Raw genomic sequence first — 25719 nt, forward strand, 5'->3', positions numbered from 1 at the left:
AAGAGCTGCTCGAAATCGTACGCTAAGACCGAACGGAGCGGGAACGTCATGCAGCGCGGAGGATTCTTCCAGGAAGTCGCAATGGCCTGAAGCCTTCGGGCATCTGCTGCTCGGTGTCCCAGGAATAGATGCCGGTGAGATTTATGTGCTCCCAGCTGAGTGGCGAGACATGCTTGAGCAATATGTCGGGGATAGTTCGACCACTTTGACGCAGATGGGCTACGGCACGGCTGAGATAAACGGTATTCCAGTGGACGATGGCGCTGACGACAAGGTTGAGGCCCGAGGCACGGAATGCCTGACTTTCGAACGATCGGTCGCGGATTTCGCCGCGCTCATGGAAGAAAACGGCCCGCTTGAGCTTGTGGGCGGATTCTCCTTTGTTAAGACCGGCTTGACATCGCCGGCGAAGTGCCGGGTTGGAATACCATTCGATCATAAACAGGGATCGCTCGATGCGCCCGAGCTCACGCAGGGCTTTCGCCAACTGGCTCGGTTTCGAGGATGCCGCCAGCTTTTTGAGGATCATTGAGGGCGCAACAGAGCGTGTCGTGATTGATGCCGCCAGATGGAGAAGGTCATCCCAGTGTTCCAGAATGAGGGCGGTATTGATCGGCGCGCCGATATGGTTGGCCAGTGCTGGATATGAGTCGGCCTTTTCGAAAGTATGGAACTTCCGGTCCTTGAGATTGCGCAGCCGAGGCGCAAAACGCTTTCCGATCAGAGTGAAGAGGGCAAATACATGATCGCTCGCACCTCCGGTATCGGTAAAGTGCTCCTCGATCTCCAGGATGGTGTCGTGGTCGAACAGGCCGTCGAGAACATAGGCTGCCTCGCTCTCGGTCGGGCTGATCGGCAGAATGCTGAAATAGCCGTACTGATCGGAAAGGTGGCTGTAAAATTTCGAGCCTGGCTCGCTGCCATAATGCAGGTTGATATCACCGCGTTTGGCGGCACGATCACTGGCCCGGAAGAACTGACCATCAGATGATGCGGTCGTCCCTGTTCCCCAGAGCTGGGCGTGGGGATGACGCGCATGGGCGTCGGTCACACATGCCTGCGCTGCGCGATAGGTTTCCGTGCGGGCATGGAACATGCGCATCCATCCGATCTGATGGGCGCTGATCCCCTTGGAGGCTCCGGCCATACGTTTCGGGCCAAGATTGGTGGCGTCCGCGAGCGTGCCGGCGAGCATGGCCGGAATGTTTTGCGGTGAATCGCCCGTTCGAACATGGGTGAACTGGTCGGCAAAGCCGGTCCACTCATGCACGTCTCTTAAGAGATCCGGCACTTCGACAAGCGGATACATTTCGCTGAGTTCGATATTTAGTTCATCGGCTGCAGCGGGCACTTCGCTCGCCAGCGGTGTTACAATCAGGGTTCCGGCATCGAGACGGACGCCTTCAAGTTTGCCGTTGCGGGCGCGATGGGCGAGACGTTTCAGATTGAAGTCCAGCAATTGTTGCATTTCGGTGAGCCAAGCCACCCCGTCGCGCTGCACACCGAGCCCAAGCTGGTCAGTTTCCTTCAGCTTGGTAAAAGTAGGGCGGGGCATGAAATTTTCATTTATCGGCCGGAACGCCCTGCTGCCTTCGACCCAGATGTCGGCCGAACGAAGCCGCTCGCGCAACGCTGCCAGTGTTGCAATCTCATAGAGACGGCGATCGGCCTTTGCCTGCCCGAAGATCAGTTTACGCTCCGCCGCGCCGAGATGAGCGATCGGGACACGTTCGGGAAGCACGCGCCTTCCTTCCGCGTAAAGGGATCTGAGTGTTTCGATCGCTGCCAGCAAAGGATCATACCGACGACTTGAATGGAATGTGAAGGTCAGGAGGAACCGGCCTGCATAATTGCGAACATTGGCATATTGCTCAGCTGCAATAAGCAAGGGTGAGGCGTCATTGTCTTCCACCATCGCCGCAAGCGTCGGCTTTGCCTGCACCAAGCGATGCCAGCCGACGTGGCGGTCGAGCGTTTCAATTGCATCTTCATCATTGTCATTGGCGCACTGAAGAGCCGATATCGTGTCGAGAAACAGCCGTAGTGCCTTAGCCGTCTCCATCCGGGTGTTCACATGGCGCTGCTTCTTGCGGTTATTCGCCTGCGAAAACAGCCTGCCGATCAGCTTGATGAACATGGTGACTGCGGCGTCGGTGAGCTTTTGCCCAAGCTTGATGATCTGCGCGATGATCGTCGCGCGCCGCCGACTGGCGTTGAAGTCGGCGGCAAGCCATGCCGGTGTCACATCGCCCTCCCGGACCATCTGCTCCCAGCGACCGGAGTGGATGCGGGCTTGTAGTCGGGGATCGATATCGAGCGCGCGGATGAAAGCGATCCTGTCGGTCAGCGTGACCAGGTTGGTTGCTCCCGGAGCATCTGGCGCAGATCGCAGCCAATGGAATCGCGTCTGTCGTATCTCGGGATCAACCGTCAAAAGATCATCGAGGGATTGGAGCTTTTCGGCTGAAAGGCCCGATATCAGGGCAGCCTCGGCGCGACGGCGGGCTATTACGCGGCCGGCAAAGCCGATCCGCTCTATTGTGTCAGGTGCGGGAAGTAACACCTTCCGCTCCCGCAGCGTGGTGACAATAGCTTGGGCAATAGAATGGCCCTTGTCCGTTGCGGTCGCCGTTTCGACGGCGGATAGTAAGGCGGCGCGCCGGTCCTGTGCTGTTGCTGTTCGTTTTCCAAAATAGGAAAGCAAATGCGCGATATGCTCGCGGCGAGTTTCCTCCCGCCTGGCATAGGAACGGAAACTCTCCGGATCAGCATCCAATTGTTCGGCTATATAATTGAGCATCGCCCTCGGCGGAATTTCGTGCACCATGAGAGCCCGGCCCGGATGCCGCATCATGCAAAGCTGGACAGCAAAGCCGAGCTGGTTATGTTTTCGCCTGCGGACTTCGATCTCCAGCCGGTCCGATGGAGATAGAGTGTAGTGACGGATCAGACTATCCTCATCGGTCGGTACGCCGAACAGCTCCTGTTGATCCTGAATTTTGAGAAACTTCCGCCGCGCCATTTTTTACTCCATACAAACTTGCGTCGATGGTTCCGGGCATGTCCGGAAACGGTCGTTTGAGTACAGGCCTAAATCACCCTGTCCACAAATTATCTTGACTTATTTGTGGACAGGCATCACCTTTCGGACAACCTATTCGGACGAAATTGAACCTTATGCCACGCACCTTTGCCTATGTCCGTGTCTCCACGACCGGACAGACCACCGAAAACCAGATTCAGGAAATCGAAGCGGCCGGCTTCCACGTCGAGCCACGCCGTATAGTCACCGAGACCATCTCGGGCAGCGTCGCCATTGCGCAGCGCCGGGGTTTCTCGCGACTGATGGATAAACTCGAAGCCGGGGACGTGCTCATCGTCACCAAGCTCGATCGGCTCGGCCGAGATGCGATCGATGTCAGTACGACGGTCAGGAAACTGGAGGAGCTGGGCGTGCGGGTCCATTGTCTGGCCCTCGGCGGCGTCGATCTGGCGAGTTCCGCCGGGAAGATGACGATGAGCGTCATCAATGCCGTCGCTCAGTTCGAGCGTGATCTGCTGATCGAACGCACGCAGTCGGGCCTCAAACGAGCCAAGTCGGAAGGCAAGACCCTCGGCCGTCCCGCTCGGCTCAATGAGAAGCAGAAATTGGATGTTCTCTCGGATTTGGCGGGCGGGATGAGCGTTTCCGCACTCGCCAGAAAATTTGACACCAGCCGCCAGACCATCATGCGTGTCAGGATCGAGGGCGACCGCTCCGTTTAAGCCGTGACTTGAGTAGGCACCCGTTTCCCTTTCGCCTCACCCCGCGCAGCAGGACAGTTTTTTCACATCCCTGTCGAAGGTCTGAGCCGCAAGCTTCAAACCTTCGACAGTCGTCAGATATGGAAAGATCGTCTCCGAGAGATCATCGATCGTCAGGCCGCAGCGGATGGCCAAGGCTGCCGTCTGAATGCTGTCAGCACCCTCTGGTGCAAGGATGTGAGCGCCAAGGAGTTTCCGGGTTGACCCGTCGGCGACCAGCTTGATCAGGCCGCGCGTGTCGCGCGCCGCCAGCGCCCGCGGCACATTGTCGAGGGAAAGGACGGAGGTGCGAACCGAATGTCCGGCAGCCCGCGCCTGCGCTTCGGTCATGCCGACGCTCGCCACCTGCGGATCGGTAAAGACCACGGCGGGCATTGCGGTGTTGTCGTAACTCAGGCTGTTGCCGTTCAATGCGTTCTTGGCGGCGAGCTTTGCGCCATAGGCGGCCATGTAGACGAACTGATCTTTTCCGGTTACATCGCCGGCGGCATAGACGCCCGCCTTCGAGGTGCGCATGCGATCATCAACGATGATGGCCCCGGCCGGTGTCAGGTCTATACCGGTTTCAGCAAGCCCAAGGGCTTCAGTGTTCGAGCGGCGTCCCGTCGCCACAAGAATCCGCTCGGCAGTCAAGATTTCCGGACGTCCGTCCCGCGCGATGGCGAGGGCAACACCACCATCATCGGTCTTGCGGGCGGACTCGTAGGTAATGCCGCTGACGATTTTAATCCCCTCATCGGCCAGATAGGTGGCAAGCGCAGCGCCGATTTCGGGTTCAGCCTCCGGCAGAAGCCGGCTGCGGAACACGAGTGTCACTTCGACACCGGCCCGTGCGAAAGTCTGGGCAAGCTCCACGCCGATGTAGCCGCCGCCAAGCACTATCATCGAGCGTGGCAGCTCGGTCAGGGCGAGCGCTGTCGTGCTGTCGAGCGGCGATACGTCAGCGATCCCCGGAATCCCCGGCAACGCCGGACGCGCACCGGTGGTGATGATAATTCGCTCGGAGCCGATGTGCTGGCCCGCGACCTGGACACCGCCGTCAACGAGGCGGGCCGGACCTTCGTGGTAGACCACATTGTTGTACTCCGGCAGCAGATCAGCGTATTTCGCCTGTCGCAGACCGGCAACCAAAGCGTCTTTCTGGGCGATCTGAGCGGCCCAATCAACCACGCGCGCGCCGCTTTCGATCCCATCAAACCGGGCAGCCGCATCGTTGGCGTGACGTACAGCCTCCGTGGCCCGGATCAGGGCTTTCGAGGGCACGCAGCCGATGTTGACGCATGTACCGCCGATCGTGCCATGCCCGACAAGAGCCACTTGGGCGCCTAGTTCGGCGGCCGTGATCGCGGCGGAGAAACCGGCCGAGCCAGCTCCGACGACCACAAGATCATAACGGCCGTTGCCTTTGTTGGAAGTTGGAACGTCGCAAGCTTCACACATTCAATTCACCTTTGTTGTCTTGTTATTCATCGAGCAGCAATTGGCATCCGCTGATGAGGCGGAACGCCGACGCCGGTAAAGATAAAGTGCGGACGCCCCAATCGCGGCGAGAGCGATCGGGATCAGCACATAGCCGGCCGCTGCGAACCATGCGGAAAAGCCAAAAGAGCCAGCGGCGACCAAAAGAAATGGCGCGGCGCAACAGATGACGGCGAGAAACCCGACTCCGCCAAGGCCGATGAACTTTCCATCTGTCATGCTGAACCTCCTTACTGCGAAACGCCGGACGGATAGCCAGCATTGGTGGTTGCGGTGATCAGCGCGGCGACATTCGTCTGGCTGTCGTCAAAGCGCACCTTCGCGATCGCCGCGCCGGTCGCCTCCGATACATCAACATCGAGCACGCCTGGAACGTTGCTGAGCGCCCGCTTCACAATCGGGCCGCAGAGTTCGCAGGTGGCATTGGCAACATTCAAGGTTACGGTCTGCTCGGCGGCAAAAGCGTGACCACCCGTCAGCAGGGACGCAGTAAGGGCAATGAGGGGCAGGATTTTCATGAGATTCTCCTTGGGATTAAGCATCGAGGACAAGGCGGGCGGCGTAGGGAAAGCCCACGGCGATAATGATCAAGACAGTTGCGACCCAAAGGCCGATCTTGGCGTTCCGATGGGATGATGGACGCGCGCAGTAGGAACCCTCGGCGCATTCAGCCGCCTTCGGCCTGCGATAGACGAGATAGAAACCGTAGCCGAGGCAGGCGAGCGCGATCGTGATAAACACAGGCTGGTAGGGTTCGAACGCGGTCAAATTGCCGATCCACGCGCCGCTGATGCCAGCGAAGAACAAGGCAAAGGGCAGCACGCAACAGGTTGCTGCGCCCAGTGCCGCAACGATGCCGCCGACCGACAGCAATGCTGCCCGATCAAAACCCTTTTCGGCTGGCTCTGTGACTGTATTTGCCAGCGTCCGTGTTTCATCCTGCATCATCGTTCACATGCTCCCGCAATTGATCTATCGTGACCCTAGTGCCTGTAGCGACTACAGGGTCAAGCGAGAAATTTTCACGGATTTGTGCGAGCTATGTGATGACACAGAATGATGAATTTTCGATCGGCGTGCTGTCCGAGCGCAGCGGCGTCAACATAGAGACGATCCGCTATTACGAGAAAATCGGCGTCATGCCGAAGCCCGCCCGCAGCGCAGCGGGTTATCGTATCTACACAACTGAACACGCAAGGCGGCTGCATTTCGTGCGGCGCGGCCGTGAACTCGGCTTCAGCCTGGACGAGTTGCGCGGCCTGCTTCGCCTGGTCGATGGGCATACCTACACCTGCCGGGAGGTCCATGCGCTCACCATCGAACATTTGAAAGATATCCGTCAGAAAATCGCCGATCTGCGGCGTCTGGAGCGGGCCATGTCGAATATGGCGGCGCAATGCACCGGCGATCAGGTTCCAGAATGTCCGGTCATAGATGCCCTTTTTGAAATGCGGTCAATCAAGCGTTCCCGCTCCGTTCAAGCTTAGCGTACGATTTCGAGCAGCTCTTGTTCTGACCCCCTTACACGCTGGTCACGACACGGACCTTCCTGTCACGCTTCGGGTTAGGGACTTTGCGCGACCTGCCGAACCTCGAATTGCTCGAAGATGCCGGCCTGCTGAGCAGGGACAGGAGGTTCGATGGCGACATGCCGATCGCATCGGACGAACAGGACGAACAAGCCGACTTCGAGGACGACAGCAGCGAGGACTACCAGGCTTCGGATCGCTGACCATTCACAGGCTTTGCCCGGATCCGGGAAAGGGGATTCAGGTTGAGAATCTAGATCTACGGGTATTGACCCTGCAGTGGCTACAGGCCGTAGCACCCTTTCTTCATGCGAATCAGGGCTCGGACTAAAATGATCGAGGCAATACTCCACCGGCTCGGGCCGCTCGTCTTGTTTGTGCTGCTTGTCGCCGGACTTAACGGCTGTACCACCATGAGCCTCGACGATATCGGCGATCCGTCGCCGAAAATTCCGGTCAAACTCGTCGGAGAGATGGCAAAGAAAGGGATGACGCCGGAGAGCCCAGTGCTGATACGGATCTTCAAACAAGAAAGCGAGCTCGAGATTTGGAAGCAGGATCGGACCGGTCGCTACGCACTTTTGAAGGTGTATCCGATGTGCCGATGGTCAGGAAAACTCGGCCCGAAAACCCGGACCGGCGATCGGCAGGCGCCCGAAGGATTTTATCATGTCTCCACAGGCATGCTGAATCCCAAGTCGCAATTTTATCTATCGTTCAACCTTGGCTATCCGAACCGCCTCGAGGCGGCACTGAATTACACCGGCGAAGCTCTGATGGTCCACGGCGCTTGTTCTTCGTCGGGATGCTACGCGATGACCGACCAAGGTGTCGGCGAAATCTACGCCCTCGTGCACAGCGCACTCGCCGGTGGCCAAGACAAGTTTCAGGTGCAGGCATATCCGTTTCGCATGACCGTGGAGAATATGGTGGCCAATCGCAGCGATCCGAACTTCGCGTTCTGGAAAAACCTGAAAGAAGGTTACGACGCCTTCGAATTTTCCAAGCGGCAGCCAAAAGTCGCGGCGTGCAATCGTCGATATGTTTTCAACGCCGATTTCGACAGGGACCCTACCAACCCCCTTGCTGCCTGTCCCCCTCTTAAACAGGCTATAGATCCGACCCTTTCCGCCAAAGTTCAACAAGAGGATCAGAAACTGACCGCGCTGCTCGACAAGGATTCTCCTGCGACCGTGACCGCCTATGCTGACGGTGGGATGCACTCCAGCTTCCGCGAACTGCTGAAGCAAAACGGCGCCGACAAGCTTGCCCAGAAAATCTCGACCATTAAGTACCCGATCAGCCGTCCAGACGCGGCCTTGGCGGACCCTTACCAGGGCGAGCCTTGGAAACCGGCGCTTAGCCGTTCCGAAAAGGACAGAGACGCCGATTGATGGGGCAGTTCTTCACCTGAAGTTCAATTTGCGCGAGCATGGAACGCGCTCAACGAGGGAACGATTGTCTTTTATCTCGGCTACGCTGGCTCTTCACGTTTGTGGCGCGGTTTCGTCTAGGCGTATTTTCTTGCCCAGGTGATATCCATCAGGTCCTCGACCGGGACGGGGAAGTTCTTCAAGGCTGAATGTAAACGCTCCACATCGCCAGCATGTTCTTTAGTCACGCTTCGGCAAATTGGCGATTGACCCTGTAGCCGCTACAGGCTGTAGACCTAAGCTCGAACGAATCTGACGAAGGAAGCCTATCCAAGAGATGCGGCGGGGTCCCATTTCGCGGCATTCAGTCCGTCGAGCAATCTTTGTTTGGCGCCAGCCGAGAAGCGGGACTAACTGCAGCGACGGCGCGGGGCGACATCGGCGCGCGGTGTGGGCGCCTCGCGCTCGACTTCCACTAACGATCAGGCCCAGCCAATGAGGGGAAATCATATTGCCGACTAGTTCCGTTAGACATCGAACCGTCTGGATTGCGATCGCTTTTGTCCTCGCGCTTCTTTTCGACATCGCGACAAAGTGGCTGATCGTTAACGTCGTCATGGTCCCGCCGCGGACGATTGAGCTTGTGAGCTACTTCAACCTGACACTGGGTTTCAATACCGGCGTCAGTTTCGGAATGTTCAGCGATATCTTCTTTGAGCGTCCGTTATTGCTGGCCACCATAAAGACCGTCATAACCATCGGGCTGATCGTCTGGGCAATGCGAGCGGATCGGACGTTGGAAGCGACTGCGCTCGGTTTGATTGCCGGTGGGGCGGCCGGAAATATTCTTGATCGCGTGTGGCATGGCGCCGTCACCGACTTTCTCGATTTTCATATCGGGACTTGGCATTGGCCCGCTTTCAACATGGCAGATGTCGCGATCACCATCGGGGCAGCGCTGCTTATCGCAGGCTCGATCTTTTCTTTTGAGCCCGCACGCACACCCGGACCGTCCAGTACCGAGAAGCGCTGAATGAAGACGTTGTCGGGTTTCAGCCGCACGCGACGCTGGACCAGTGCATCGGCTTTCTATGTGCAGAAATAATGGGAAAACTTGAATGAGCGAGAAACACCGCGAGGACGAAATACGGCTCGACGCGAGAAATGCCTCCGAGCGAACGACGCTTGTCTGGGTCCTTGCCATCAATCTGTTGCAAGTGATCGTCGCCGGCGTCGTTGGCGTCTTCGCTGACTCGACCGGTCTTCTGGGAGCAGCCCTCGATAATATGGGCGACGCTGGCGTTTATGCCATCAGCCTTTACGCCGTCGGTCGGACGGTAGTGGCAAAGGTGCGTGTTGCGCGCCTGTCCGGAATCCTGCTGATCGCCCTGGGTCTGGCACTTTTCGTCGAGGTAGGGCGTCGGTTTTTCGTAGGCGCCGAGCCGATTGGCTTGGCCATGATCATTACCGCCTTCATCAATGCCGCGCTGAATGTCATTTGCCTGAAGCTTCTTCGATCGCATCGCGATCAGGGCGTTCATCTGAAGGCGTCGTGGATTTTCACGACGAACGATATGATCGCCAATGCCGGCATTGTCGTTTCGGGCGCAGCGGTTATGTTCTTCGCTTCTCCTTATCCGGATCTGGTTATCGGGGTGTTGGTTGCAGGCATCGTCCTGCGGGGTGGCTGGGAAATCCTGGAAGAGGCGAAGGACGCATCTTAGCGGCCTGCAATGTAGGAGATCGGCGTTCATTGCAGTTCACGACGCTGGTCGGCAATTCGCCTGCCGCCACAGACGCATTGGAACGAGGGCCTCAAACAGTCGAATGCGCTCTCTGCCTGCGCCGGCCACCCACTTCCCAGCCGCCGCTTTACATCAAAGCGGCTTTTGAATCTGTGTTGGCCCCTAATGCTTCGGCGAAAGAGAATCGATGATGCGGCAGTCGGCGACCGTTCCACAACTACACTGGTCGATAATACTGTCTAGTTCCGCCTTCAACGCCTGCAGGTCGCGGATCTTGCGCTCGACCTCGGCGCGATGCTCGTTGGCAATTTCGTCGACCGCCATGCATGACTGGTCACGGTCGTCACTCAGCCTCAGAAGACCGCGTACCTGATCGAGGGAAAATCCAAGGTCGCGCGCGCGACGGATGAAGCTCAGTCGATTCAGGTGCGCATGGTCATAGGCGCGGTAGTTGCCCTCGGTGCGGCCCGGTTCGGGCAGCAAACCGTTCTTTTCATAAAAGCGGATCGTTTCAACCTTGGTGCCGGTTTTCTTGGCAAGATACCCGATTGTCAGAATGTTTGGCGACATGGCTTGACCCTGTAGTTGCTACAGGCCTCATGTAAGGCGCCAGTTCGTAATTGTCGAGGTGACGTCATGGCTTCCAGCGCGTTGAAATTGAAGATCAAGGGCATGGATTGCGCTGCCTGCGCAATGAAGATTGAAAACGCGATGAAGCGCTTGCCAGGCGTCAGCGACATCAATGTCAATTACAGTCAGGAAAGCATGGTCATCATGCTGGATAAGGACAGGACCTCGCCGCAGACTGTCGAGGACAAGATCAAAGGGCTCGGCTTCACCCCAATTTCAGCGGGCGCGGACAATCAAGCTGGTGCCAGCCAGCTCCCGGACTACCACGACCAGGCATGGTGGAAGGGTAAGAAGGGGCGTCTCGTCATCTTCACTGGCGCGATGTTTGCAGTTGCCTGGAGCATCGCCCACGTATCTCCGGACTGGGGTCAGATCGCTTACTCGGTAGCGGCGCTGATCGCCATCGTTCCGTTCGCAAGACGTGCCTTCGTCGGTGCTGTCTCCGGAACGCCGTTTAGCATCGAAACGCTGATGACGGTTGCCGCGCTCGGGGCGTTGCTGATTGGGGCCGCCGAGGAGTCGGCGGTCGTAATCCTGCTGTTTGCCGTTGGCGAGCTTCTCGAAACCATCGCGGCCGGCCGCGCCCGGGCTGGTATCAAGGCATTGATCGATCTTGTCCCAAGGACTGCCTTTCGCGAGCGCGATGGCGTGGTCGAGAAGGTTGCAGTAGAGGAACTGGCGATCGACGACATAGTCGTCGTGCGGCCCGGCGATCGTGTTCCCTCCGATGGCAAAGTCACGCAGGGCTTTTCCGAACTCAACGAGGCTCCGGTGACAGGTGAGTCCGTTCCGGTCGCCAAGAACGTCGGCGACAAGGTCTATGCCGGCAGCATCAACACCAATGGCGAGCTTCGGGTGGCGATCAGTCATGTCGCGGCCGACAATACAATCTCGCGCATCATTCATATGGTCGAGGAAGCGCAGTCGTCGAAGGCACCAATGGCACGGCTGATCGATCGCTTCAGCGCCTGGTATACGCCGGCGGCTATGGTGGTGGCGGCGCTGGTCATCGTCGTGCCGCCGATCTTCTTCGGCGGCGAGTGGGCGACGTGGATCTACCGTGGCCTCTCCACGCTCCTGATCGCCTGCCCCTGTGCGCTGGTCATCTCCACGCCGGCGGCCATAGCGTCCGGACTTGCGGCCGGCGCTCGCAAGGGTCTGCTTATCAAGGGCGGCGCGGCACTTGAGACGCTCGGAAAGGTCAAGACCGTCGCCTTCGACAAGACAGGAACGCTGACCCGCGGCCGACCGCAGGTCACGGATGTGTTGGCAATTGTCGGGACAGAGGCCGATGTGCTGGCCCGCGCGGCCGCCGTCGAACGGAACAGCAGCCATCCGCTAGGCGTCGCGATTGGTGAAGCGGCGGTCGCAAAAGGCTTATCTGTGCCGGCAAGCTTCGGCGGTGCCAAGGCAACGCCCGGAAAAGCGGTTACTGCGCGGTTGAAGAACGGCTTCGTCTCCGTCGGGTCTCCCCGATTTGCCGCCGAGCAGGCCGTACTCGATGACGAATTTGCCCGGCGGATCACCTACCTTGAGGAAGAAGGAAAGACGGTCGTCGTTCTGATGATGAACGGCAAGATTGAGGGCCTGATCGCGCTCAGGGACGAGCCGCGGGACGACGCCGCAACTGCCATCCGGCATCTGCAGGATATCGGCGTCAAAACTATCATGCTCACCGGCGACAATCAGCGCACGGCAATAGCGATAGGATCGGCGCTCGGACTGGACGTGAAGGCGGAACTACTTCCGGACGCCAAGCTTGCCGAGATCTCGCGCCTCAAGACGCAAGCGCCCATCGCCATGATCGGCGACGGTATCAATGACGCTCCGGCGCTCGCCACCGCTTCGGTCGGGGTGGCAATGGGCGGAGGAACCGATGTCGCGCTGGAAACCGCCGACGCCGCGCTGCTTCGCGACAAGGTTATGGGAGTGGCCGATCTCATTGCCCTCTCAAAGGCGACGCTTGGCAACATCTGGCAAAATATCGGGCTCGCTCTTGGTCTCAAGGTCATTTTCCTCGGCACGACGCTTTTCGGTGTTACCACGCTTTGGATGGCGATTCTGGCTGATACGGGGGCGACGGTCCTGGTAACAGCCAATGCACTTCGCCTTCTTCGCCATCGCCGCCGTGATATCGAGTAGGAGCAACTGGAAAGGAGGCCGATGCCCTGCTTTCCGGATCTACAGCGCTTTCCGAGAAATTCGAAATTCATCAATCGACCCTCGTTAAGGGGGTCGCCAAAATGCGTCAGTTCGAAGATGCGATCGAAATAATGCCGGGAGAAACCCTAGCTTTGAGGGCGGGCGCATCGCACATCATGTTTGCGAAGCTTAGGAAGCAACTGGCGGCAGGGGAGCGCTTCGCCGTCAGTCTCAACTTCAAGAACGCTGGCTCGACAACCGTGGACTTGGCTGTCCAGGGGCTCGGGGTTTCCAAGCCCGCCAAAGCCCATGACGACGCAGGCCGAAGGCTGACTGACCGTGCTGAAGATTGTCCGCACCGCTGCTTAGTTGCCGGCGCGATTCCTGTCGCGATCTTAATCGGCGCCTGGCCCTGATGCCGCCGCCCGCGGGGCGGGAGCGTGCAACCTGCGATCGCCACAGGTCTCCAGGTGCTCTTATCCTCTCGACGGCCTGTCTGTCAGGTCAGGAACTCGCAATAGAACCAATTCGTGCTGAGCGAGGTCGAAACCGAGAGACAGCCGCGGTGTCAGGCCGGATGTAGAAGAGGTCGACCGGCCTGACGGAGACGTCGGGGCGCTCAGTTCGAGACCGTGTATCCGAGGTCCACAACCGTCTCCTGCAGTATGTCGGCGCCGATGATCTCGGGATCGATCTGAACGATCGCCCTAGTGCTATCGAGTGAAACGTTGACGTCCAGCACGCCGGGAAGCGCGCGTAGGCCCTTCTCGACCTTTGCGACACAGCTCGCGCAGTCCATTCCGACCACATTCATTTCTACAGTTTCCATCTGAAATCCTTTCAGGACTAAGCTGACGTGAGTTAAGTTTCCCAACGCGTCAAAACTTTGCACCCTGTAGCGGCTGCAGGGTCAACCCAAAGGGCTCACGGTTCCTAGAAATTTTTGGGCCCTTCGATCATTTGCCGCCAAGCCAATGTCCGGGAGGCATCCGCAGCCAATGAAGCGCCGTTGATCCAGTACCACTCTGCATCGTGCTACGTACCGAGTTAAAAACCTAGGAACGCAGATCAGAGCTATAAAGCCCCAGATTGAGGTGTTTAGCAGGGCCTCTGCCCTGCACGCTTAATCAGATGGTGGTGGAACCGGGTCACGCTTCATACCTGATGCTATGCGATATGTTTGCCGGCGGGCATTGTGATTACTCTGGTGTGACCGGCAGTGCTCGCTTGTGTGCGGTCGCTGTGTACATGGTGAGGATTCGCTCGCGAGCTGGTTCCGTGATCACCTTACCCTCGAGAAAATCGTCAATCTCGTCGTAGGTGACGCCGTAAGCCTCCTCGTCAGGACGCAGCGGCGCATCGCTTTCTAGGTCGGCGGTCGGCACCTTGTCGATCAGTTCCTGTGGCGCTCCGACGTGCTTTGCAATTGCACGGACGCGGCGCTTGGTAAGACCCGAAAGTGGAAGGATATCCGCAGCGCCGTCTCCGAATTTCGTGAAGAACCCCATCAGCGCCTCGGCGGCGTGATCCGTACCGATCACCAAGCCGCCGACGGCGCCCGCCAACGCGTATTGCGCAATCATGCGCTGACGTGCCTTGATATTGCCGAGGTGGAAATCGACCCTCTCTACCTCAAACAATTCTCCTGCCTGACGACGGATCTCTGCAAGCATGGCATCGGCAGCCGGTTTGATGTCGATGGTGACGGTTCGATCGGGACGGATCGCCGCTAAGGCTTTCTGCGCATCGGCTTCATCAGCCTGAACGCCATACGGGAGCCGCACTGCGACGAATTCCGCTTTGTGGCCGTGCTCGCGCAGGCGGTTTGAAGCGGTCTGGGCCAGGATGGCGGCGGTCAGGGAATCCACGCCGCCGCTGATGCCAAGGACAAAGGCCCGTAATGCCCTAGTGCGAAGGTAATCGGCCAGAAACGCGATCCGACGTTCTGTCTCTGCTGCTGCATCGAAGCTCGGTGCGACGCCGAGTGCGTGGATGATATCGGCCTGTTGATGCAGCAAGGTCGTTCCTTCGTTTGACGAACGCATCAATAGCTAAGCCCAGGCGCGGTGACGTCAAGGCCTTTCATAGGGGCTGATCAATTCCCTCGATGTCGGTCATCTGTTTCGCGTTCGTCAGTTGGGCTGGAAGGCGTCTACCCGGGAAGCGGCAAGCTTACAGCGGAAAGTTGCCTGTTGCAGCGCGTGGTCGTGGCTTAATTTGTGTGACCAATGGCCGAGGCCGTCGTGAGGATCCGGCCATTAGGTCATTCAGCAGCCTGCAGACTGCGCCTCTGGTTCTCGGTTACAGCATGATCCGCTTCGGATGCGGCTGGCAGTCGCCATCCCTTGATCAGCCCATAGACGGCCGGAATGACGACCAGCGTCAGCAGCGTCGACGACACCATGCCGCCGATCATCGGTACGGCGATCCGTTGCATGATCTCCGATCCCGTGCCGGTCCTCCACAGGATCGGCACGAGGCCGGCCATGATGGCGGCGACGGTCATCATCTTCGGTCGGACGCGCTCGACCGCGCCGACCATGATCGCCCGATTGAGGTCCGGCTTCGAGAAGGAACGACCCTCCTGTTCGCAGGCTTCGCGTTGCTCCTTCAGGGCGTGGTCGAGATAGATCAACATGATCACCCCGGTTTCCGCCGCCACGCCTGCAAGGGCAATGAAGCCGACGGCGACCGCCACCGAGGCGTTGAAGCCCATCCACCACATCAGCCAGATGCCGCCGACCAGCGCGAACGGCAGCGACAGCATTACGATGACAGTCTCCGTCAGCGCCTTGAAGTTCAGGTAGAGCAGCAGGAAGATCAGGGCCAGGGTCAGGGGAACGACGACGGCCAGTCGTGCTTCGGCCCGTTGGAGATATTCGAACTGACCGCTCCAGGCGACGGAATAGCCTGGAGGCATCGTCACGCTCCTTGCCACTGCCTGCTGGGCTTCGGCGACATAGCCGCCGAGATCGCGGTTGGCGATGTCGACGTAGATGTAGACGGCGAGCTGGCCGTTTTCGGTGCGGATGGTTGTCGCTCCGCGCGTCAGCTTGACGTCCGCGACCTCGCCGAGAGGAACCGTCCCGCCGCCCGGCAGGGATATCTGCACGTCCCTGGCGATCGACTGCGGATCGCTTCGCGAGGCCCGTGGATACCGTATTGCCACGCCATATCGTTCCCGGCCTTCGACCGTCTGGGTAACGACCTCGGAGCCCAGCGCCATGCCGACAACGTCCTGGACATCGTTGATGGTCAGCCCGTAACGGCCGAGCGCCGTTCGATCGGGAACGATGTCGAGGTAGTAGCCGCCGATCACCCGCTCGGCATAGGCGCTCGACGTACCGGGGATTGTCTTCAGCACGCTTTCGATTTGGCGAGCGACTTTTTCCATCTCGCCGAGATCTGTACCGTAGACTTTAACCCCGACGGGCGTTCTGATCCCGGTCGACAGCATATCGATGCGGGCGCGGATCGGCATGGTCCAGGCATTGGAGACGCCGGGGAACTGCAGGGCGGCGTCCATCTCCTGTTTCAGGCTGTCGGTGGTGACCCCCGGCCGCCATTCCGACTTCGGCTTCAGGGTGATGATCGTCTCGAACATCTCCGTCGGCGCCGGGTCGGTGGCGGTCAGCGCCCGCCCGGCCTTGCCAAAGACGGTTTGGACTTCCGGGAAGGACTTGATGATGCGGTCCTGCGTCTGCATCAGCTCGGCCGCCTTGGTGACCGATATGCCGGGCAAGGTGGTCGGCATGTACATCAGCGTGCCCTCGTCGAGATTGGGCATGAACTCGCTACCGATATGCTGGACGGGCCAGGCAGTGACCCCGAGGATGACGAGCGCCGCCAGAATCGTCAATGTCTTGACCCGCAACACCCCAGCAATGACGGGGCGGTAGATCCAGATCAGGAACCGATTGAGAGGGTTCTTGTGCTCGGGAACGATATAGCCCCGAACGAAGAGGATCATCAGTGCAGGCACAAGCGTCACCGATAGCAGGGCGGCAGCAGCCATCGAGAAAGTCTTGGTGAAGGCGAGCGGCCCGAACAGCCGGCCTTCCTGCGATTCCAGTGTAAAGATCGGCAGGAACGACACGGTGATGATCAGCAGGCTGAAGAACAGCGCCGGCCCGACCTCGCTCGCCGCCTCTATGAGGATTTCCACCCGTGGCTTGTCAGGCGGCGCACGCTCGAGATGCTTATGGGCATTCTCGATCATGACGATCGCCGCGTCGATCATCGCGCCGATGGCGATAGCGATGCCGCCGAGGCTCATGATGTTTGCACCGATCCCGGTTCGGGCAGAGGTCGCGGACCTGTCCATGCTGTCGGCGCACGCCGACGCAAACGAGCTGATGCGCTGGCTGTCCGGCTTCCGTCGGCCGCCGTCCCGCGTGTTCATCGTGCATGGTGAAGACGATGCCTCCGAAGCGCTGCGCGTGCGGATCGACCGCGAGCTTGGATGGAACGCAGTCGTCTCACGCCAGAATCAGGCTTTCGACCTATGACGATCAACAACGTCGAACCCGAGGTTCCTTCTCAGCCGACGCTACGCGTGCGGCGCCTGCGGCTGCACACTCAGCACCAGGCCGTGGTGGTGATGCGCACCGATTGCCATGTCTGCCGCTCGGAGGGTCTGTCCGCGCGCACCCAGGTCCTCGTCTCGATCGGCGCGAGACAGGTACAGGCAACGCTCTTTCAGGTCGAAGGAGATGCATTGCTCGCTCAGGATGAAGTCGGTCTTTCTGAAACAGCCTGGCAGATCCTCGGCGTTAGCGAGAATGACAATGTGACGGTGACCCATCCTCCGGCCGTGGAGTCTCTGACGAGCGTGCGCCGTCGCATATATGGCAATCGCCTCGACGCGCACGCCTTTGCCGAAATCGTGAGCGACGTGGTCGCAGGCCGCTATACCGAGGTCCATCTCGCCGCCTTTCTGACCGCCAGTGCCGCGCTTCCTCTCGACGAGAGCGAGACTGTTGACCTCACGCGCGCCATGGTCGATGTCGGCGACCGGATGAGCTGGAATGCTCCGATCGTTGTGGACAAGCACTGTGTCGGCGGGTTGCCGGGCAATCGAACCACGCCGATCGTCGTCGCGATCGTGGCCGCCAATGGCCTTGTCATGCCGAAGACGTCTTCGCGCGCGATTACCTCGCCAGCCGGCACCGCCGACACAATGGAAACGCTTGCCCCTGTCGACCTCAGCATCGAAACCCTTCGACGCGTCGTGGAAGCAGAAGGCGGATGCATCGCCTGGGGCGGGGCGGTGCATCTCAGCCCCGCCGACGACATTTTCGTCCGGATCGAACGCGAACTCGACGTGGATACCGAGGGACAGCTTGTCGCTTCCGTCCTTTCAAAAAAAATCGCCGCTGGCTCGACGCATGTGGTTATCGACATCCCGGTTGGGGCAACCGCCAAGGTGCGCAGCGAAGCGGCCGCCGATCAGCTCGCCAGTCGCCTCAGCGCCGTCGCTGCCCGTTTCGATCTGGCCCTGACCTGCGTCCAGACCGACGGTTCGCAACCCGTCGGGCGCGGCATCGGCCCAGGTCTAGAAGCCTTCGACGTCCTGGCGGTTCTTCAAAACGCGCCGGATGCGCCGGACGATCTGCGACGCCGCGCGATCCTGTTGGCGGGCGCCGCGCTTGAGATCGGTGGAAAGGCCGCAAAGGGGAAAGGTGAAGCGCTTGCGTTGGCGACCTTGGTCGACGGTCGTGCCTGGTCGAAGTTCATGGCGATCTGCGAGGCGCAAGGCGGACTTCGTGAGCCACCGAAGGCCGCACAGGTTCATCCGTTGATCGCGTCGCGCGCCGGCCGCGTCGTCCATATCAACAATCGCAAAATCGCCCGACTCGCCAAGCTCGCCGGAGCGCCGGAGTCGAAGGCGGCAGGCGTCCAAATGGCCGTCCGCCTCGGCGACGAGATCGCCAGCGGCCAGCCGCTTTTGCACGTTCACGCCGAGACGGCTGGTGAACTTGGCTACGCACTGGACTATGCCGCGCATGCAGGCGACCTTTTCGAGGTCGAAAGTTGACGTGGCGGCTGTCCATTTGGATACGCCGGCACCGTTCGGCCGGCGCATTCTCGATCTACCAGCGCTTGATGCACTGGATGGTCCTTATCCTGTGTATCATCCAGGTCCCCACGGCCTGGGCGATCCAACGCACGCACATGGCGCACCTTTTCTTGAAACCTAAACCCTTCGACCTTTTCCTGCATCAGGTTCACGCCTGGAGCGGATGGCTGATTATGGCGCTGGCGCTCAGTCAACTTATTCTGCGCTTCACATATGGCCGACCACCTCCGATCCAGGGCATGTCGGTGCTTGAGCGCATGATCGCAGGGGTCACTCATGCGGTGCTCTACGGCCTATTGCTCGCACTGCCGATCACAGGCACGATCGCTATGTACGTGACGTTCCGCATCGCTTCTCTGCACAGCCTGCTGAGCTGGATGCTTCTGGTCGTTGCGACCACTCACGCCCTCGCTGCTCTGTGGCATCACTTCTGGCGTCGCGACGACGTGCTGCGGCGAATGATCAGGAACACGAAATAGCGCGCCGGACAGTCAGCCCACGGGTAAATTCTATCTAGTCGAGCGCGCTTCTCCGCGCGAGCAGCACACTCATTTGCGGAGATTGGCGCGCAGGTCGTTTCGGTGAGCGGCCTCGCAAGCATTGATCCCTACGTGTTTGATGCAGCGCAAAGTGATCATTCTGGATCTGCGCTAGATTTGCCCCCAGTTTCTACATTCAAGCAAACCGAAGGATGAGCCGTGGTGGCCGCCGGCGTGACAATGGTCAAGGCGTTCAGAAGGTCGCATAATTGGGCGACCGCCTTGCGGCGCGGGTTTATCCTTTTCTTCGCCATCGCGTTCGGGCTTACGGCGTTTCTCACAGATGGCGGGCATCAAGCGCGTGCTGCTTCAAGGGAGGGCATCCCGGCGCTCATGACTCAAGCTGGGGATTGTGCCGACCTCCTCGTGCGCATGCCCTGCGACAACGATACCCAACGCGGCGCCGAGCACCCGTGCGACAGCGGTCACTGCCTGTCGAGCCTCGGGTGCTTCCTCTGCGCTCCGCTGAACACGGCCTGGAGCTGGCGCACGTTGAACGCCGAGACAGTCTCGCCGGCTGCATCGCCCGTGCCCTCATCCGCGGAGTTGCGTCGTCAGAAGCGACCTCCGCGATCCATCTTGGTCATCTGAGCACCTTCGGCCTGTTCTGTCCGTGTGCTCCAGCCGACCCGAGGACTGGCACAATGCCTTAGTCTTCCGACCGTGCGCGTCCCAGGCCGCCCAACGATACGGCCGAGGAGACGAGCCGTTCTGCGTGACGCCGACGTGACATAGCCTCCAATCGTCGGCTGCCGGCGAGCCAGAAAGGGCCATGCACGGACCTTGCCGAAATCGGTAGGCAGCGGCACGCGAGGAAGTCTTCGGTATCCGCACGCCGGGCCACTTTTCAAACTCACCTCAAGATGTGCTCGAGCAGCCCGCAAGGCTGCGAGCCGAGGAGCTGAATACCATGTTAAAGACCCACTCGACCCGTTCGATTTCCATCACCGCGGCAGTCCTGACAGCAACCGCGATTCGCAGACGTGCGGCCATGCTGGCCTTCGCGACGGCATCGGCCCTGGTGCTTGCTATTCCGTTCGCCGCCACCGTCCGAGCGGAGCCTGCTGCAACCGGCTTCGTCTATACGGCCGATGAATTTGGCAACACCGTTAGCCGCATCGACCTTGCCACGGAAAAGATCGACATCGTTCCGGTCCCGATCACGCCCCACAACGTGCAGTTCGTATCGGGAAAAGATTTGGTGCTGGCGGTGGGCCTGCCGGTCGCCGGCAAAGCTGAAGACGCTCATGCGTCCAATGGGGCTGGCCATGGCGGCGACGGACATGGTGATGCCGCTGTCGCAGGCCAATTGATCGTCCTCGACGCGGCCGATATTTCCTCCGGCGTGAAGGCGTCGATCCCCGTGGGTGGGCATCCTGCGCATGTGATCGCAGACGCGCAAGGCAATCGCGCCTACGTCTCGAATTCCGAAGACGACAGCTTGTCGGTCGTTGATCTTGCCAAGGGCGAGGTCGTCGCCACGGTCGGCACCGGCGACTACCCCCACGGCCTGCGGATGAGCCCGGATGGAAGCGCCATCTATGTCGCGAATGTCCAGGACGGTACTGTTTCGGTTATCGACACAACGGCGCTTTCGGAAGTTGCCAGGATCAAGGTAGGCGTTGCGCCCGTCCAGGTCGGCTTCACACCTGACGGAAAGCGGGTCTATGTCTCGCTGCGCGATGAAAACAAGGTCGCCGTTATCGACACGCAGTCGCGCGAGGTGATCGCACGCATCAATGTCGGCCGTTCGCCCATCCAGGTTTACGCCACGCCTGATGGCCGGCTGGTTTACGTCGCGAACCAGGGAACCGAAACGGAGCCGGATGAGACGGTCTCGGTTATCGATGTCGTAGGCGGGAATGTCGTGAAGACCATCCAGACGGACAAGGGCGCTCACGGCGTGACGGTCGTTGCCGACGGAGCCTTTGTCTTCGTCACCAACATCGTGGCCGGGACCGTTTCCCAGATCGACGTCGGCAGCCAGTCCGTGGTCAAGACATATGCTGTCGGCAAGGGACCGAACGGCGTCACCTATCAGGCGCAGTGATGCAACGTCGGGGCGGCGCTTCGCCGCCCCGCACGACCTAAGCCTCAAACCTATGAGCAGGACGGCCGGCATGCAGGCTTCATCAATGGACAAAGGGTCGGCGAGGCTCTATTCTTTGCCCATGCTTCGCGCGTTGCTTATCATTGTTACAACCATCTCGCTTGCCGCTGCTTCTTTTGCCGTTCAAGCACACGAGACCCGCATGTCCGGGATGTTGGAACGCGCCGCGCTGACGCAGCACATGGAGCAAGCCTCTTCTTCGATGGCCGCTTGCAGCGAAGGGAAATCCTGCAAAGCAGATGCCGGATTGTGCACCTTCGCCTGCGCCGGAATATCGGCCTGGCTTCCGGTTGTGCGTACTTCGGCAAAGCAAATCAGCTCGCGGCAAAAATATCCCTTCCCGCCGGATGCCGTCTTCGTTGCGGCAGCTCCCGGCCGGAATGATCGCCCTCCTATATCGCGCCTCCTCTGAGCCTGCGGCGGGGCTGATCCCGCTGCGATCCATTTGGACCTTTCAGGCGGGACAGATCGTCCCGAGGTGACGAATATGACGACCTTTTCACGACGCGGCTTCCTCGCCGCCAGCGCAGCCATGCTTGCTGCATCCCATTTCCCCATCAGGGCCTACGGCCAGGACGCGGCTGCGATCCGCCTGGCCGCCACCAGCCGCACGCTCGATATAGACAATCGACCGGCCACCGTTTTCGGACTTGCTGGTCCCAACGGGCAGGGGCTGCTCCTCGATCCGGGCGAGCGATTTCGGGTGGATCTGACCAACGATCTCGCCGAGTCCACGATCATTCATTGGCACGGCCAGATTCCCCCGAACGCTCAGGACGGCGTCCCGGATATGCCGCAGCCGCTTCTTCAGCCCAGTGAAACGCGCAGCTTCGATTTCGTGCCCCAGCCCGGAACGCACTGGATGCACAGCCATGTGCCGATCCAGGAAATGCGATTGCTCGCCGCGCCGCTGATCGTCCGGAGGGCAGAAGACCTATCCGCCGATCGGCAGGAAGTCGTCCTGTTCCTGCACGACTTCGCGTTCAAGACACCGGAAGAAGTGCTGGAAGAGATCACCAGCGCAAGCGCTGATGGACATGGCGCTGCCGGCATGTCACGCGCGATGCAAGGCATGAACCATGGCGGCATGCCTGGAATGAACCAGGGCGAGGCCGGGGGAATGGGCTCGATGGCCATGGATATGGGTAACATGGCGATGGATCTCAACGACTACGACTGGGATGCCTATCTCGCCAATGACCGAACCCTGTCCGATCCCGATGTCGTTCAGGTCGAACGCGGCGGCCGGGTTCGCCTCCGTGTCATCAACGCAGCCGCAGCCACCGTTTTCTGGATCGACACGGGCGAAGCACAAGCCCGGCTCGTCGCCGTCGACGGGCATGAGGTCCAGCCGGTCGCGGGTTCGCGGTTCGGGCTGGCCATGGGGCAGCGTCTCGACCTGGAGATCGACCTTCCAAATGAGACCCGCGCATGGCCGATTCTGGCGCTCAGGGAGGGCGAACGTGAAAGGACCGGCATTATTCTCGCCCCCGCGGGCGCCACGATCGACAGGATCGATTCCCTTTCAGCGAATGACGCCCCGGCCTTCGACACGGACTTGTCTCAGGAGTCACGGCTGGTCGCTGTCGACACGCTTGCCGCCCGTCCGGTGGATCGAAGCCACATGATCATGCTCGGCGGCTCGATGCAGCCCTATGTCTGGACCATCGACGGAGCAACATGGGGCAAGCATCGGCCGGTTGCCGCAACGAGCGGCGATCGGGTGGAACTGATGTTCCACAATATGTCGATGATGGGGCACCCGATGCATCTGCATGGGCATGCATTCCAGGTTGTTGGCATCAACAGGCGACGCTTCGAAGGTGCGCGCCGCGATACCGTGTACATACCGCCGATGTCGATGGTCACTGTTGCCCTTGATGCCGGCGAGGCCGCGAGCTGGATGTTGCATTGCCATCATATGCCGCATCTGGCCACCGGGATGATGACCGAGTTCAGGATCGCTGCATGAAACCGCTCTGGATCGCGGTCGCCGCAACTCTCCTGGCGGCGGCCGGTGCGATCTTGGTCGGAAAGGGACGGTCCGGTCAGGAGGCGAGCGATCGCATCGCCCTTGGCCGGGCAGTCTATCTAGCGAACTGTGCGAGCTGTCACGGCACGAAACTCGAAGGCCAGCCCGACTGGCGCAGCCCGGGCACGAGCGGCCGCCTTCCGGCGCCGCCGCATGACGAGACCGGTCACACCTGGCATCATTCGGACAGGCAGCTCCTCGCAATCATCACCGATGGGACCGCCGCGGTGGTTGGCGGTGGCTACGAGAGTGACATGCCCAGCTTTCGGGAGGCTCTGACCTCCGCCGAGATCGAGGCTGTCCTCGACTACATCAAGAGTACCTGGCCGCAGCGAGAGGCAGACTACCAACGCCGCATCTCGAACGGCTGACACGCCGGAGGCCACGAAAACAATTTCGTGGCCCCACATCGCCATCGCGCGCCGCCCCACCACCACATTCATGCCGACGGGTTCGGCAGTTGATGGCGGCAGAGAGGGTGTTCGGCGGCCTAAAGACATAAGGATTCACAAATGAACAAGAGAAACGTCTTCGCTCTGCTCGTCGCCGCGGCAGCGGTTGCGGGCTTTGCGCTTTGGAATCGAACCGGATCGGAAGACGAAGCCAGAAGAGGAGTATCGGGCCAGGGGACGGCATTGTCGGTTGTCGTGCCTTCGTCATTGTCCGACACCGCAAAGATGGGAGAACGAGCTTTCAACGCCGTCTGTGCAGCGTGCCACGGCAAGAACGCGGCCGGAACCGATGCCGGCCCGCCGCTCATCCATCGGATATACGAACCTTCTCACCACGGAGACTACGCCTTTGAAATGGCCGTCGCCAACGGCGTGCGCGCGCATCACTGGAAATTCGGAAACATGCCTCCTCAGCCGGGTCTGACGAGGGCCGACGTCGCTACGATCGTGGCCTATGTGCGCGAGCTTCAGCGGGCGAACGGCATCAATTGAGGAGCATTGGCGGCGAGATACCCTGCCAGACCTGTCGAGGCGGGTTTGAGGAAATCGGGCGGCTGCGAGTGGAGTTGTGGTGTGATAGGATGAGGCGGCCAAGTCGCCTATGGGAGGGGTGTGCAATGCGAACTGGCATAACATGCGCATTTGTCGTTCTGGCTTTGCTGGTGTCGGCGTCAAATGCCCAAGAGGATCAGCCGTTTCATACGTCTTATTTCGCGGATGAAACGACCATCAGCCTGTCCGTGACCGTCGCGGCAACCTCTCTTGACCCGGAATATAATTTCGATGTGCAAGTCGCGCTCACGGAGCGCGGACCCGAGGGTCAGATCAGATTCATCGACCACAGCGCCCACCTTGCAAAGGTACGATGCGCCGCGCCGAAGGCCGTCATGATCGGCCAATCAGAGTTTATGCTGTCGGATTCGCCCGAGCCGGGGGATTGGAAGCAGGATCTCTGGCGCACCTTCTGCCTCCTGCCGGTCTCATGAGGAACGGGGCCGCGCTGCATCCAGCGCGGCCCTGTGCTTCACTTGACCTGGGTGACAGTCAGCTTTCCGTTGACGCGCTCGGCAACGAACTGGACCTTTGCGCCGACCTTGAGCTTTTCCAGCATCGCGTCATCAGCGACCTGGAATACCATCGTCATGGCCGGCATCTCGAGGTTCTTCAGCTCTTCATGGATGAGCGTGACCTTCTTCGCCTTCTCGTCCAGCTTCTTGACCGTGCCGCTGGTGAATTCCTGCGCGAAGGCGGCGGTGCCGAAGGCGAAGGCGACGGCGCCGGCGAGTGTGATTCTTGTGATAGCTTTCATCGTCATTTCTGTTGCTCCTTATTTCTTCGCGACCGTGACGTCGCCGTGCATGCCGGAATCGTAGTGACCGGGAACGAGGCAGGCGATCTTGAACACGCCGTCGTTGGTGAACTTCCAGACGATCTCGCCGGATTTTCCGGGCGCGAGGCGAATGGCGTTCGGATCCTCGTGTTCCATTTCCGGGAATTTCTCCATCACGGCTTTGTGCTCCATGATCTTGTCTTCCTGGTCGAGCACGAATTCATGATCGACCTCGCCCGCATTCTTGATCGCGAAGCGAACGGTCTGGCCCTGGCGGACCTTGAAGGTGCTTGGTGTGAAGATCATCTTGCCGTCATCCGTTTCCTTCATCGTGACACGGATGGTCTGGGACGCCTTGGCCTTTTCACCGGGTTCGCCAACGGCCATTTCGCCATGACCGCCCTCATGCGAACCGGATGCAAAAGCAGCGGTGGCAAACGTTGAGAGTAGCAGACCAACTAGAATGCGTTTCATA

General features: G+C 59.9%; 27 protein-coding genes and 2 pseudogenes. 17 read left to right on the plus strand and 12 right to left on the minus strand.

The window, feature by feature from the left end:
• Positions 1–46: 46 nt before the first annotated feature.
• Positions 47–3022 (minus strand): Tn3 family transposase, encoded by a 2976-nt coding sequence (locus CEV33_RS20335; RefSeq protein ID WP_003501082.1) that lies wholly within the window; start codon positions 3020–3022, stop codon positions 47–49.
• 155 nt (positions 3023–3177) lie between these two features.
• On the opposite strand from CEV33_RS20335, the gene CEV33_RS20340 reads away from it, so the two are divergent.
• On the plus strand, positions 3178–3765 hold the full coding sequence (locus CEV33_RS20340) for a recombinase family protein (RefSeq protein WP_003501080.1): 588 nt from the start codon (positions 3178–3180) through the stop codon (positions 3763–3765).
• 36 nt (positions 3766–3801) lie between these two features.
• On the opposite strand, the gene merA is transcribed toward CEV33_RS20340, so the two are convergent.
• The 4 genes from merA to CEV33_RS20360 are packed head-to-tail and all read right to left on the minus strand — an operon-like array spanning position 3802 to position 6231.
• Positions 3802–5244 carry a mercury(II) reductase gene (gene merA / locus CEV33_RS20345; protein ID WP_003501078.1) on the minus strand — a complete coding sequence of 481 codons (1443 nt, stop codon included), beginning with the start codon at positions 5242–5244 and terminating at the stop codon, positions 3802–3804.
• On the minus strand, positions 5245–5502 hold the full coding sequence (locus CEV33_RS20350) for a hypothetical protein (protein WP_003501076.1): 258 nt from the start codon (positions 5500–5502) through the stop codon (positions 5245–5247).
• Between the two features lie 11 nt (positions 5503–5513).
• Complete coding sequence (locus CEV33_RS20355) at positions 5514–5801, minus strand: cation transporter (RefSeq protein WP_010661778.1); 288 nt, start codon at positions 5799–5801, stop codon at positions 5514–5516.
• Between the two features lie 16 nt (positions 5802–5817).
• Complete coding sequence (locus CEV33_RS20360; protein ID WP_003501072.1) at positions 5818–6231, minus strand: mercuric transporter MerT family protein; 414 nt, start codon at positions 6229–6231, stop codon at positions 5818–5820.
• A gap of 98 nt (positions 6232–6329) precedes the next feature.
• Here CEV33_RS20360 and CEV33_RS20365 point away from each other — a divergent pair, with 98 nt between their 5' ends.
• From CEV33_RS20365 to CEV33_RS20385, 5 genes are all read left to right on the plus strand, one after another.
• The gene (locus CEV33_RS20365) at positions 6330–6770 is read left to right on the plus strand and encodes a MerR family transcriptional regulator (RefSeq protein ID WP_023517540.1); all 441 of its coding nucleotides are present in this window, start codon (positions 6330–6332) and stop codon (positions 6768–6770) included.
• Positions 6771–6856: 86 nt separating this feature from the next.
• Positions 6857–7015 carry a hypothetical protein gene (locus tag CEV33_RS20370; protein ID WP_234190672.1) on the plus strand — a complete coding sequence of 53 codons (159 nt, stop codon included), beginning with the start codon at positions 6857–6859 and terminating at the stop codon, positions 7013–7015.
• A 129-nt stretch (positions 7016–7144) separates the two neighbouring features.
• Positions 7145–8206 carry a L,D-transpeptidase family protein gene (locus tag CEV33_RS20375; protein ID WP_167388195.1) on the plus strand — a complete coding sequence of 354 codons (1062 nt, stop codon included), beginning with the start codon at positions 7145–7147 and terminating at the stop codon, positions 8204–8206.
• A gap of 490 nt (positions 8207–8696) precedes the next feature.
• Positions 8697–9218 carry a signal peptidase II gene (gene lspA / locus CEV33_RS20380; protein ID WP_094542208.1) on the plus strand — a complete coding sequence of 174 codons (522 nt, stop codon included), beginning with the start codon at positions 8697–8699 and terminating at the stop codon, positions 9216–9218.
• Between the two features lie 85 nt (positions 9219–9303).
• Complete coding sequence (locus CEV33_RS20385; protein WP_094542209.1) at positions 9304–9909, plus strand: cation transporter; 606 nt, start codon at positions 9304–9306, stop codon at positions 9907–9909.
• Positions 9910–10092: 183 nt separating this feature from the next.
• Here the strand turns inward: CEV33_RS20385 and CEV33_RS20390 are convergent, their stop codons facing one another.
• Complete coding sequence (locus CEV33_RS20390; protein ID WP_094542210.1) at positions 10093–10500, minus strand: MerR family transcriptional regulator; 408 nt, start codon at positions 10498–10500, stop codon at positions 10093–10095.
• Between the two features lie 66 nt (positions 10501–10566).
• Here CEV33_RS20390 and CEV33_RS20395 point away from each other — a divergent pair, with 66 nt between their 5' ends.
• Together CEV33_RS20395 and CEV33_RS20400 are read left to right on the plus strand one after the other, a co-directional pair.
• A complete protein-coding gene (locus tag CEV33_RS20395; protein ID WP_208620228.1) occupies positions 10567–12702 on the plus strand; it encodes a heavy metal translocating P-type ATPase in 2136 nt (711 codons plus the stop codon).
• A 14-nt stretch (positions 12703–12716) separates the two neighbouring features.
• Positions 12717–13118 (plus strand): annotated as a pseudogene (locus CEV33_RS20400) (copper chaperone PCu(A)C); the annotation flags it as partial.
• 203 nt (positions 13119–13321) lie between these two features.
• Here the strand turns inward: CEV33_RS20400 and CEV33_RS20405 are convergent.
• The 3 genes and pseudogenes from CEV33_RS20405 to CEV33_RS20415 all read right to left on the minus strand — a co-directional run.
• Entirely contained in the window at positions 13322–13531 is a 210-nt protein-coding gene (locus CEV33_RS20405; RefSeq protein ID WP_094542212.1) for a heavy-metal-associated domain-containing protein, read from the minus strand.
• Positions 13532–13901: 370 nt separating this feature from the next.
• Complete coding sequence (nadE, locus tag CEV33_RS20410; RefSeq protein ID WP_094542213.1) at positions 13902–14747, minus strand: ammonia-dependent NAD(+) synthetase; 846 nt, start codon at positions 14745–14747, stop codon at positions 13902–13904.
• Between the two features lie 218 nt (positions 14748–14965).
• A pseudogene (locus CEV33_RS20415) lies at positions 14966–16996 on the minus strand (efflux RND transporter permease subunit); the annotation flags it as partial.
• Between the two features lie 28 nt (positions 16997–17024).
• On the opposite strand from CEV33_RS20415, the gene CEV33_RS20420 reads away from it, so the two are divergent.
• Genes CEV33_RS20420 through CEV33_RS20430 form a run of 3 tightly spaced genes read left to right on the plus strand, consistent with a single transcriptional unit; the run spans position 17025 to position 19260 of the window.
• Positions 17025–17210 (plus strand): MBL fold metallo-hydrolase RNA specificity domain-containing protein, encoded by a 186-nt coding sequence (locus CEV33_RS20420; protein ID WP_407923796.1) that lies wholly within the window; start codon positions 17025–17027, stop codon positions 17208–17210.
• Complete coding sequence (locus CEV33_RS20425; RefSeq protein ID WP_080843324.1) at positions 17207–18739, plus strand: thymidine phosphorylase family protein; 1533 nt, start codon at positions 17207–17209, stop codon at positions 18737–18739. Before CEV33_RS20420 ends, CEV33_RS20425 begins: the two co-directional genes overlap by 4 nt.
• The gene (locus tag CEV33_RS20430; RefSeq protein ID WP_052114352.1) at positions 18736–19260 is read left to right on the plus strand and encodes a cytochrome b; all 525 of its coding nucleotides are present in this window, start codon (positions 18736–18738) and stop codon (positions 19258–19260) included. The genes CEV33_RS20425 and CEV33_RS20430 overlap by 4 nt, the downstream gene beginning before the upstream one ends.
• A 614-nt stretch (positions 19261–19874) precedes the next feature.
• Here CEV33_RS20430 and CEV33_RS23805 read toward each other — a convergent pair.
• Positions 19875–20129 (minus strand): hypothetical protein, encoded by a 255-nt coding sequence (locus CEV33_RS23805; protein ID WP_141211610.1) that lies wholly within the window; start codon positions 20127–20129, stop codon positions 19875–19877.
• A 101-nt stretch (positions 20130–20230) separates the two neighbouring features.
• On the opposite strand from CEV33_RS23805, the gene CEV33_RS20440 reads away from it, so the two are divergent.
• From CEV33_RS20440 to CEV33_RS20465, 6 genes are all read left to right on the plus strand, one after another.
• Positions 20231–21370, plus strand: a complete 1140-nt coding sequence (locus tag CEV33_RS20440) for a YVTN family beta-propeller repeat protein (RefSeq protein ID WP_234190684.1) — start codon at positions 20231–20233, stop codon at positions 21368–21370.
• Between the two features lie 70 nt (positions 21371–21440).
• Positions 21441–21842 (plus strand): hypothetical protein, encoded by a 402-nt coding sequence (locus CEV33_RS20445; RefSeq protein WP_094542215.1) that lies wholly within the window; start codon positions 21441–21443, stop codon positions 21840–21842.
• Between the two features lie 75 nt (positions 21843–21917).
• Positions 21918–23402 carry a multicopper oxidase family protein gene (locus CEV33_RS20450; protein ID WP_094542245.1) on the plus strand — a complete coding sequence of 495 codons (1485 nt, stop codon included), beginning with the start codon at positions 21918–21920 and terminating at the stop codon, positions 23400–23402.
• On the plus strand, positions 23399–23833 hold the full coding sequence (locus CEV33_RS20455) for a c-type cytochrome (RefSeq protein WP_037094846.1): 435 nt from the start codon (positions 23399–23401) through the stop codon (positions 23831–23833). The genes CEV33_RS20450 and CEV33_RS20455 overlap by 4 nt, the downstream gene beginning before the upstream one ends.
• Before the next feature lie 141 nt (positions 23834–23974).
• Entirely contained in the window at positions 23975–24406 is a 432-nt protein-coding gene (locus CEV33_RS20460) for a c-type cytochrome (RefSeq protein ID WP_037094849.1), read from the plus strand.
• Between the two features lie 125 nt (positions 24407–24531).
• Positions 24532–24900, plus strand: a complete 369-nt coding sequence (locus CEV33_RS20465; protein ID WP_052821447.1) for a hypothetical protein — start codon at positions 24532–24534, stop codon at positions 24898–24900.
• A 38-nt stretch (positions 24901–24938) separates the two neighbouring features.
• On the opposite strand, the gene CEV33_RS20470 is transcribed toward CEV33_RS20465, so the two are convergent.
• On the minus strand, positions 24939–25223 hold the full coding sequence (locus tag CEV33_RS20470) for a copper-binding protein (RefSeq protein ID WP_077546222.1): 285 nt from the start codon (positions 25221–25223) through the stop codon (positions 24939–24941).
• An 18-nt stretch (positions 25224–25241) separates the two neighbouring features.
• Positions 25242–25718: a cupredoxin domain-containing protein gene (locus CEV33_RS20475; protein ID WP_077546209.1), complete on the minus strand. Its 477-nt coding sequence runs from the start codon at positions 25716–25718 to the stop codon at positions 25242–25244.
• Position 25719: the final 1 nt, after the last annotated feature.

Source organism: Brucella grignonensis (genome assembly GCF_002252505.1).
GTDB lineage: Bacteria > Pseudomonadota > Alphaproteobacteria > Rhizobiales > Rhizobiaceae > Brucella > Brucella grignonensis.

What these genes read in the sequence shown, in the direction of transcription:
- CEV33_RS20470 (WP_077546222.1), bottom strand. Translation starts at nt 25,223, where the DNA reads ATGAAAGCTATCACAAGAATCACACTCGCCGGCGCCGTCGCCTTCGCC.
- CEV33_RS20465 (WP_052821447.1), top strand. Translation starts at nt 24,532, where the DNA reads ATGCGAACTGGCATAACATGCGCATTTGTCGTTCTGGCTTTGCTGGTG.
- CEV33_RS20360 (WP_003501072.1), bottom strand. Translation starts at nt 6,231, where the DNA reads ATGATGCAGGATGAAACACGGACGCTGGCAAATACAGTCACAGAGCCA.
- CEV33_RS20390 (WP_094542210.1), bottom strand. Translation starts at nt 10,500, where the DNA reads ATGTCGCCAAACATTCTGACAATCGGGTATCTTGCCAAGAAAACCGGC.
- CEV33_RS20460 (WP_037094849.1), top strand. Translation starts at nt 23,975, where the DNA reads ATGAACAAGAGAAACGTCTTCGCTCTGCTCGTCGCCGCGGCAGCGGTT.
- CEV33_RS20350 (WP_003501076.1), bottom strand. Translation starts at nt 5,502, where the DNA reads ATGACAGATGGAAAGTTCATCGGCCTTGGCGGAGTCGGGTTTCTCGCC.
- CEV33_RS20365 (WP_023517540.1), top strand. Translation starts at nt 6,330, where the DNA reads ATGACACAGAATGATGAATTTTCGATCGGCGTGCTGTCCGAGCGCAGC.
- CEV33_RS20455 (WP_037094846.1), top strand. Translation starts at nt 23,399, where the DNA reads ATGAAACCGCTCTGGATCGCGGTCGCCGCAACTCTCCTGGCGGCGGCC.
- CEV33_RS20445 (WP_094542215.1), top strand. Translation starts at nt 21,441, where the DNA reads ATGCAGGCTTCATCAATGGACAAAGGGTCGGCGAGGCTCTATTCTTTG.
- nadE (WP_094542213.1), bottom strand. Translation starts at nt 14,747, where the DNA reads ATGCGTTCGTCAAACGAAGGAACGACCTTGCTGCATCAACAGGCCGAT.
- CEV33_RS20335 (WP_003501082.1), bottom strand. Translation starts at nt 3,022, where the DNA reads ATGGCGCGGCGGAAGTTTCTCAAAATTCAGGATCAACAGGAGCTGTTC.
- CEV33_RS20375 (WP_167388195.1), top strand. Translation starts at nt 7,145, where the DNA reads ATGATCGAGGCAATACTCCACCGGCTCGGGCCGCTCGTCTTGTTTGTG.
- CEV33_RS20385 (WP_094542209.1), top strand. Translation starts at nt 9,304, where the DNA reads ATGAGCGAGAAACACCGCGAGGACGAAATACGGCTCGACGCGAGAAAT.
- CEV33_RS20420 (WP_407923796.1), top strand. Translation starts at nt 17,025, where the DNA reads ATGCTGTCGGCGCACGCCGACGCAAACGAGCTGATGCGCTGGCTGTCC.
- CEV33_RS20340 (WP_003501080.1), top strand. Translation starts at nt 3,178, where the DNA reads ATGCCACGCACCTTTGCCTATGTCCGTGTCTCCACGACCGGACAGACC.
- CEV33_RS20450 (WP_094542245.1), top strand. Translation starts at nt 21,918, where the DNA reads ATGACGACCTTTTCACGACGCGGCTTCCTCGCCGCCAGCGCAGCCATG.
- CEV33_RS20405 (WP_094542212.1), bottom strand. Translation starts at nt 13,531, where the DNA reads ATGGAAACTGTAGAAATGAATGTGGTCGGAATGGACTGCGCGAGCTGT.
- CEV33_RS20395 (WP_208620228.1), top strand. Translation starts at nt 10,567, where the DNA reads ATGGCTTCCAGCGCGTTGAAATTGAAGATCAAGGGCATGGATTGCGCT.
- CEV33_RS20440 (WP_234190684.1), top strand. Translation starts at nt 20,231, where the DNA reads ATGTTAAAGACCCACTCGACCCGTTCGATTTCCATCACCGCGGCAGTC.
- CEV33_RS20425 (WP_080843324.1), top strand. Translation starts at nt 17,207, where the DNA reads ATGACGATCAACAACGTCGAACCCGAGGTTCCTTCTCAGCCGACGCTA.
- merA (WP_003501078.1), bottom strand. Translation starts at nt 5,244, where the DNA reads ATGTGTGAAGCTTGCGACGTTCCAACTTCCAACAAAGGCAACGGCCGT.
- CEV33_RS20475 (WP_077546209.1), bottom strand. Translation starts at nt 25,718, where the DNA reads ATGAAACGCATTCTAGTTGGTCTGCTACTCTCAACGTTTGCCACCGCT.
- CEV33_RS20355 (WP_010661778.1), bottom strand. Translation starts at nt 5,801, where the DNA reads ATGAAAATCCTGCCCCTCATTGCCCTTACTGCGTCCCTGCTGACGGGT.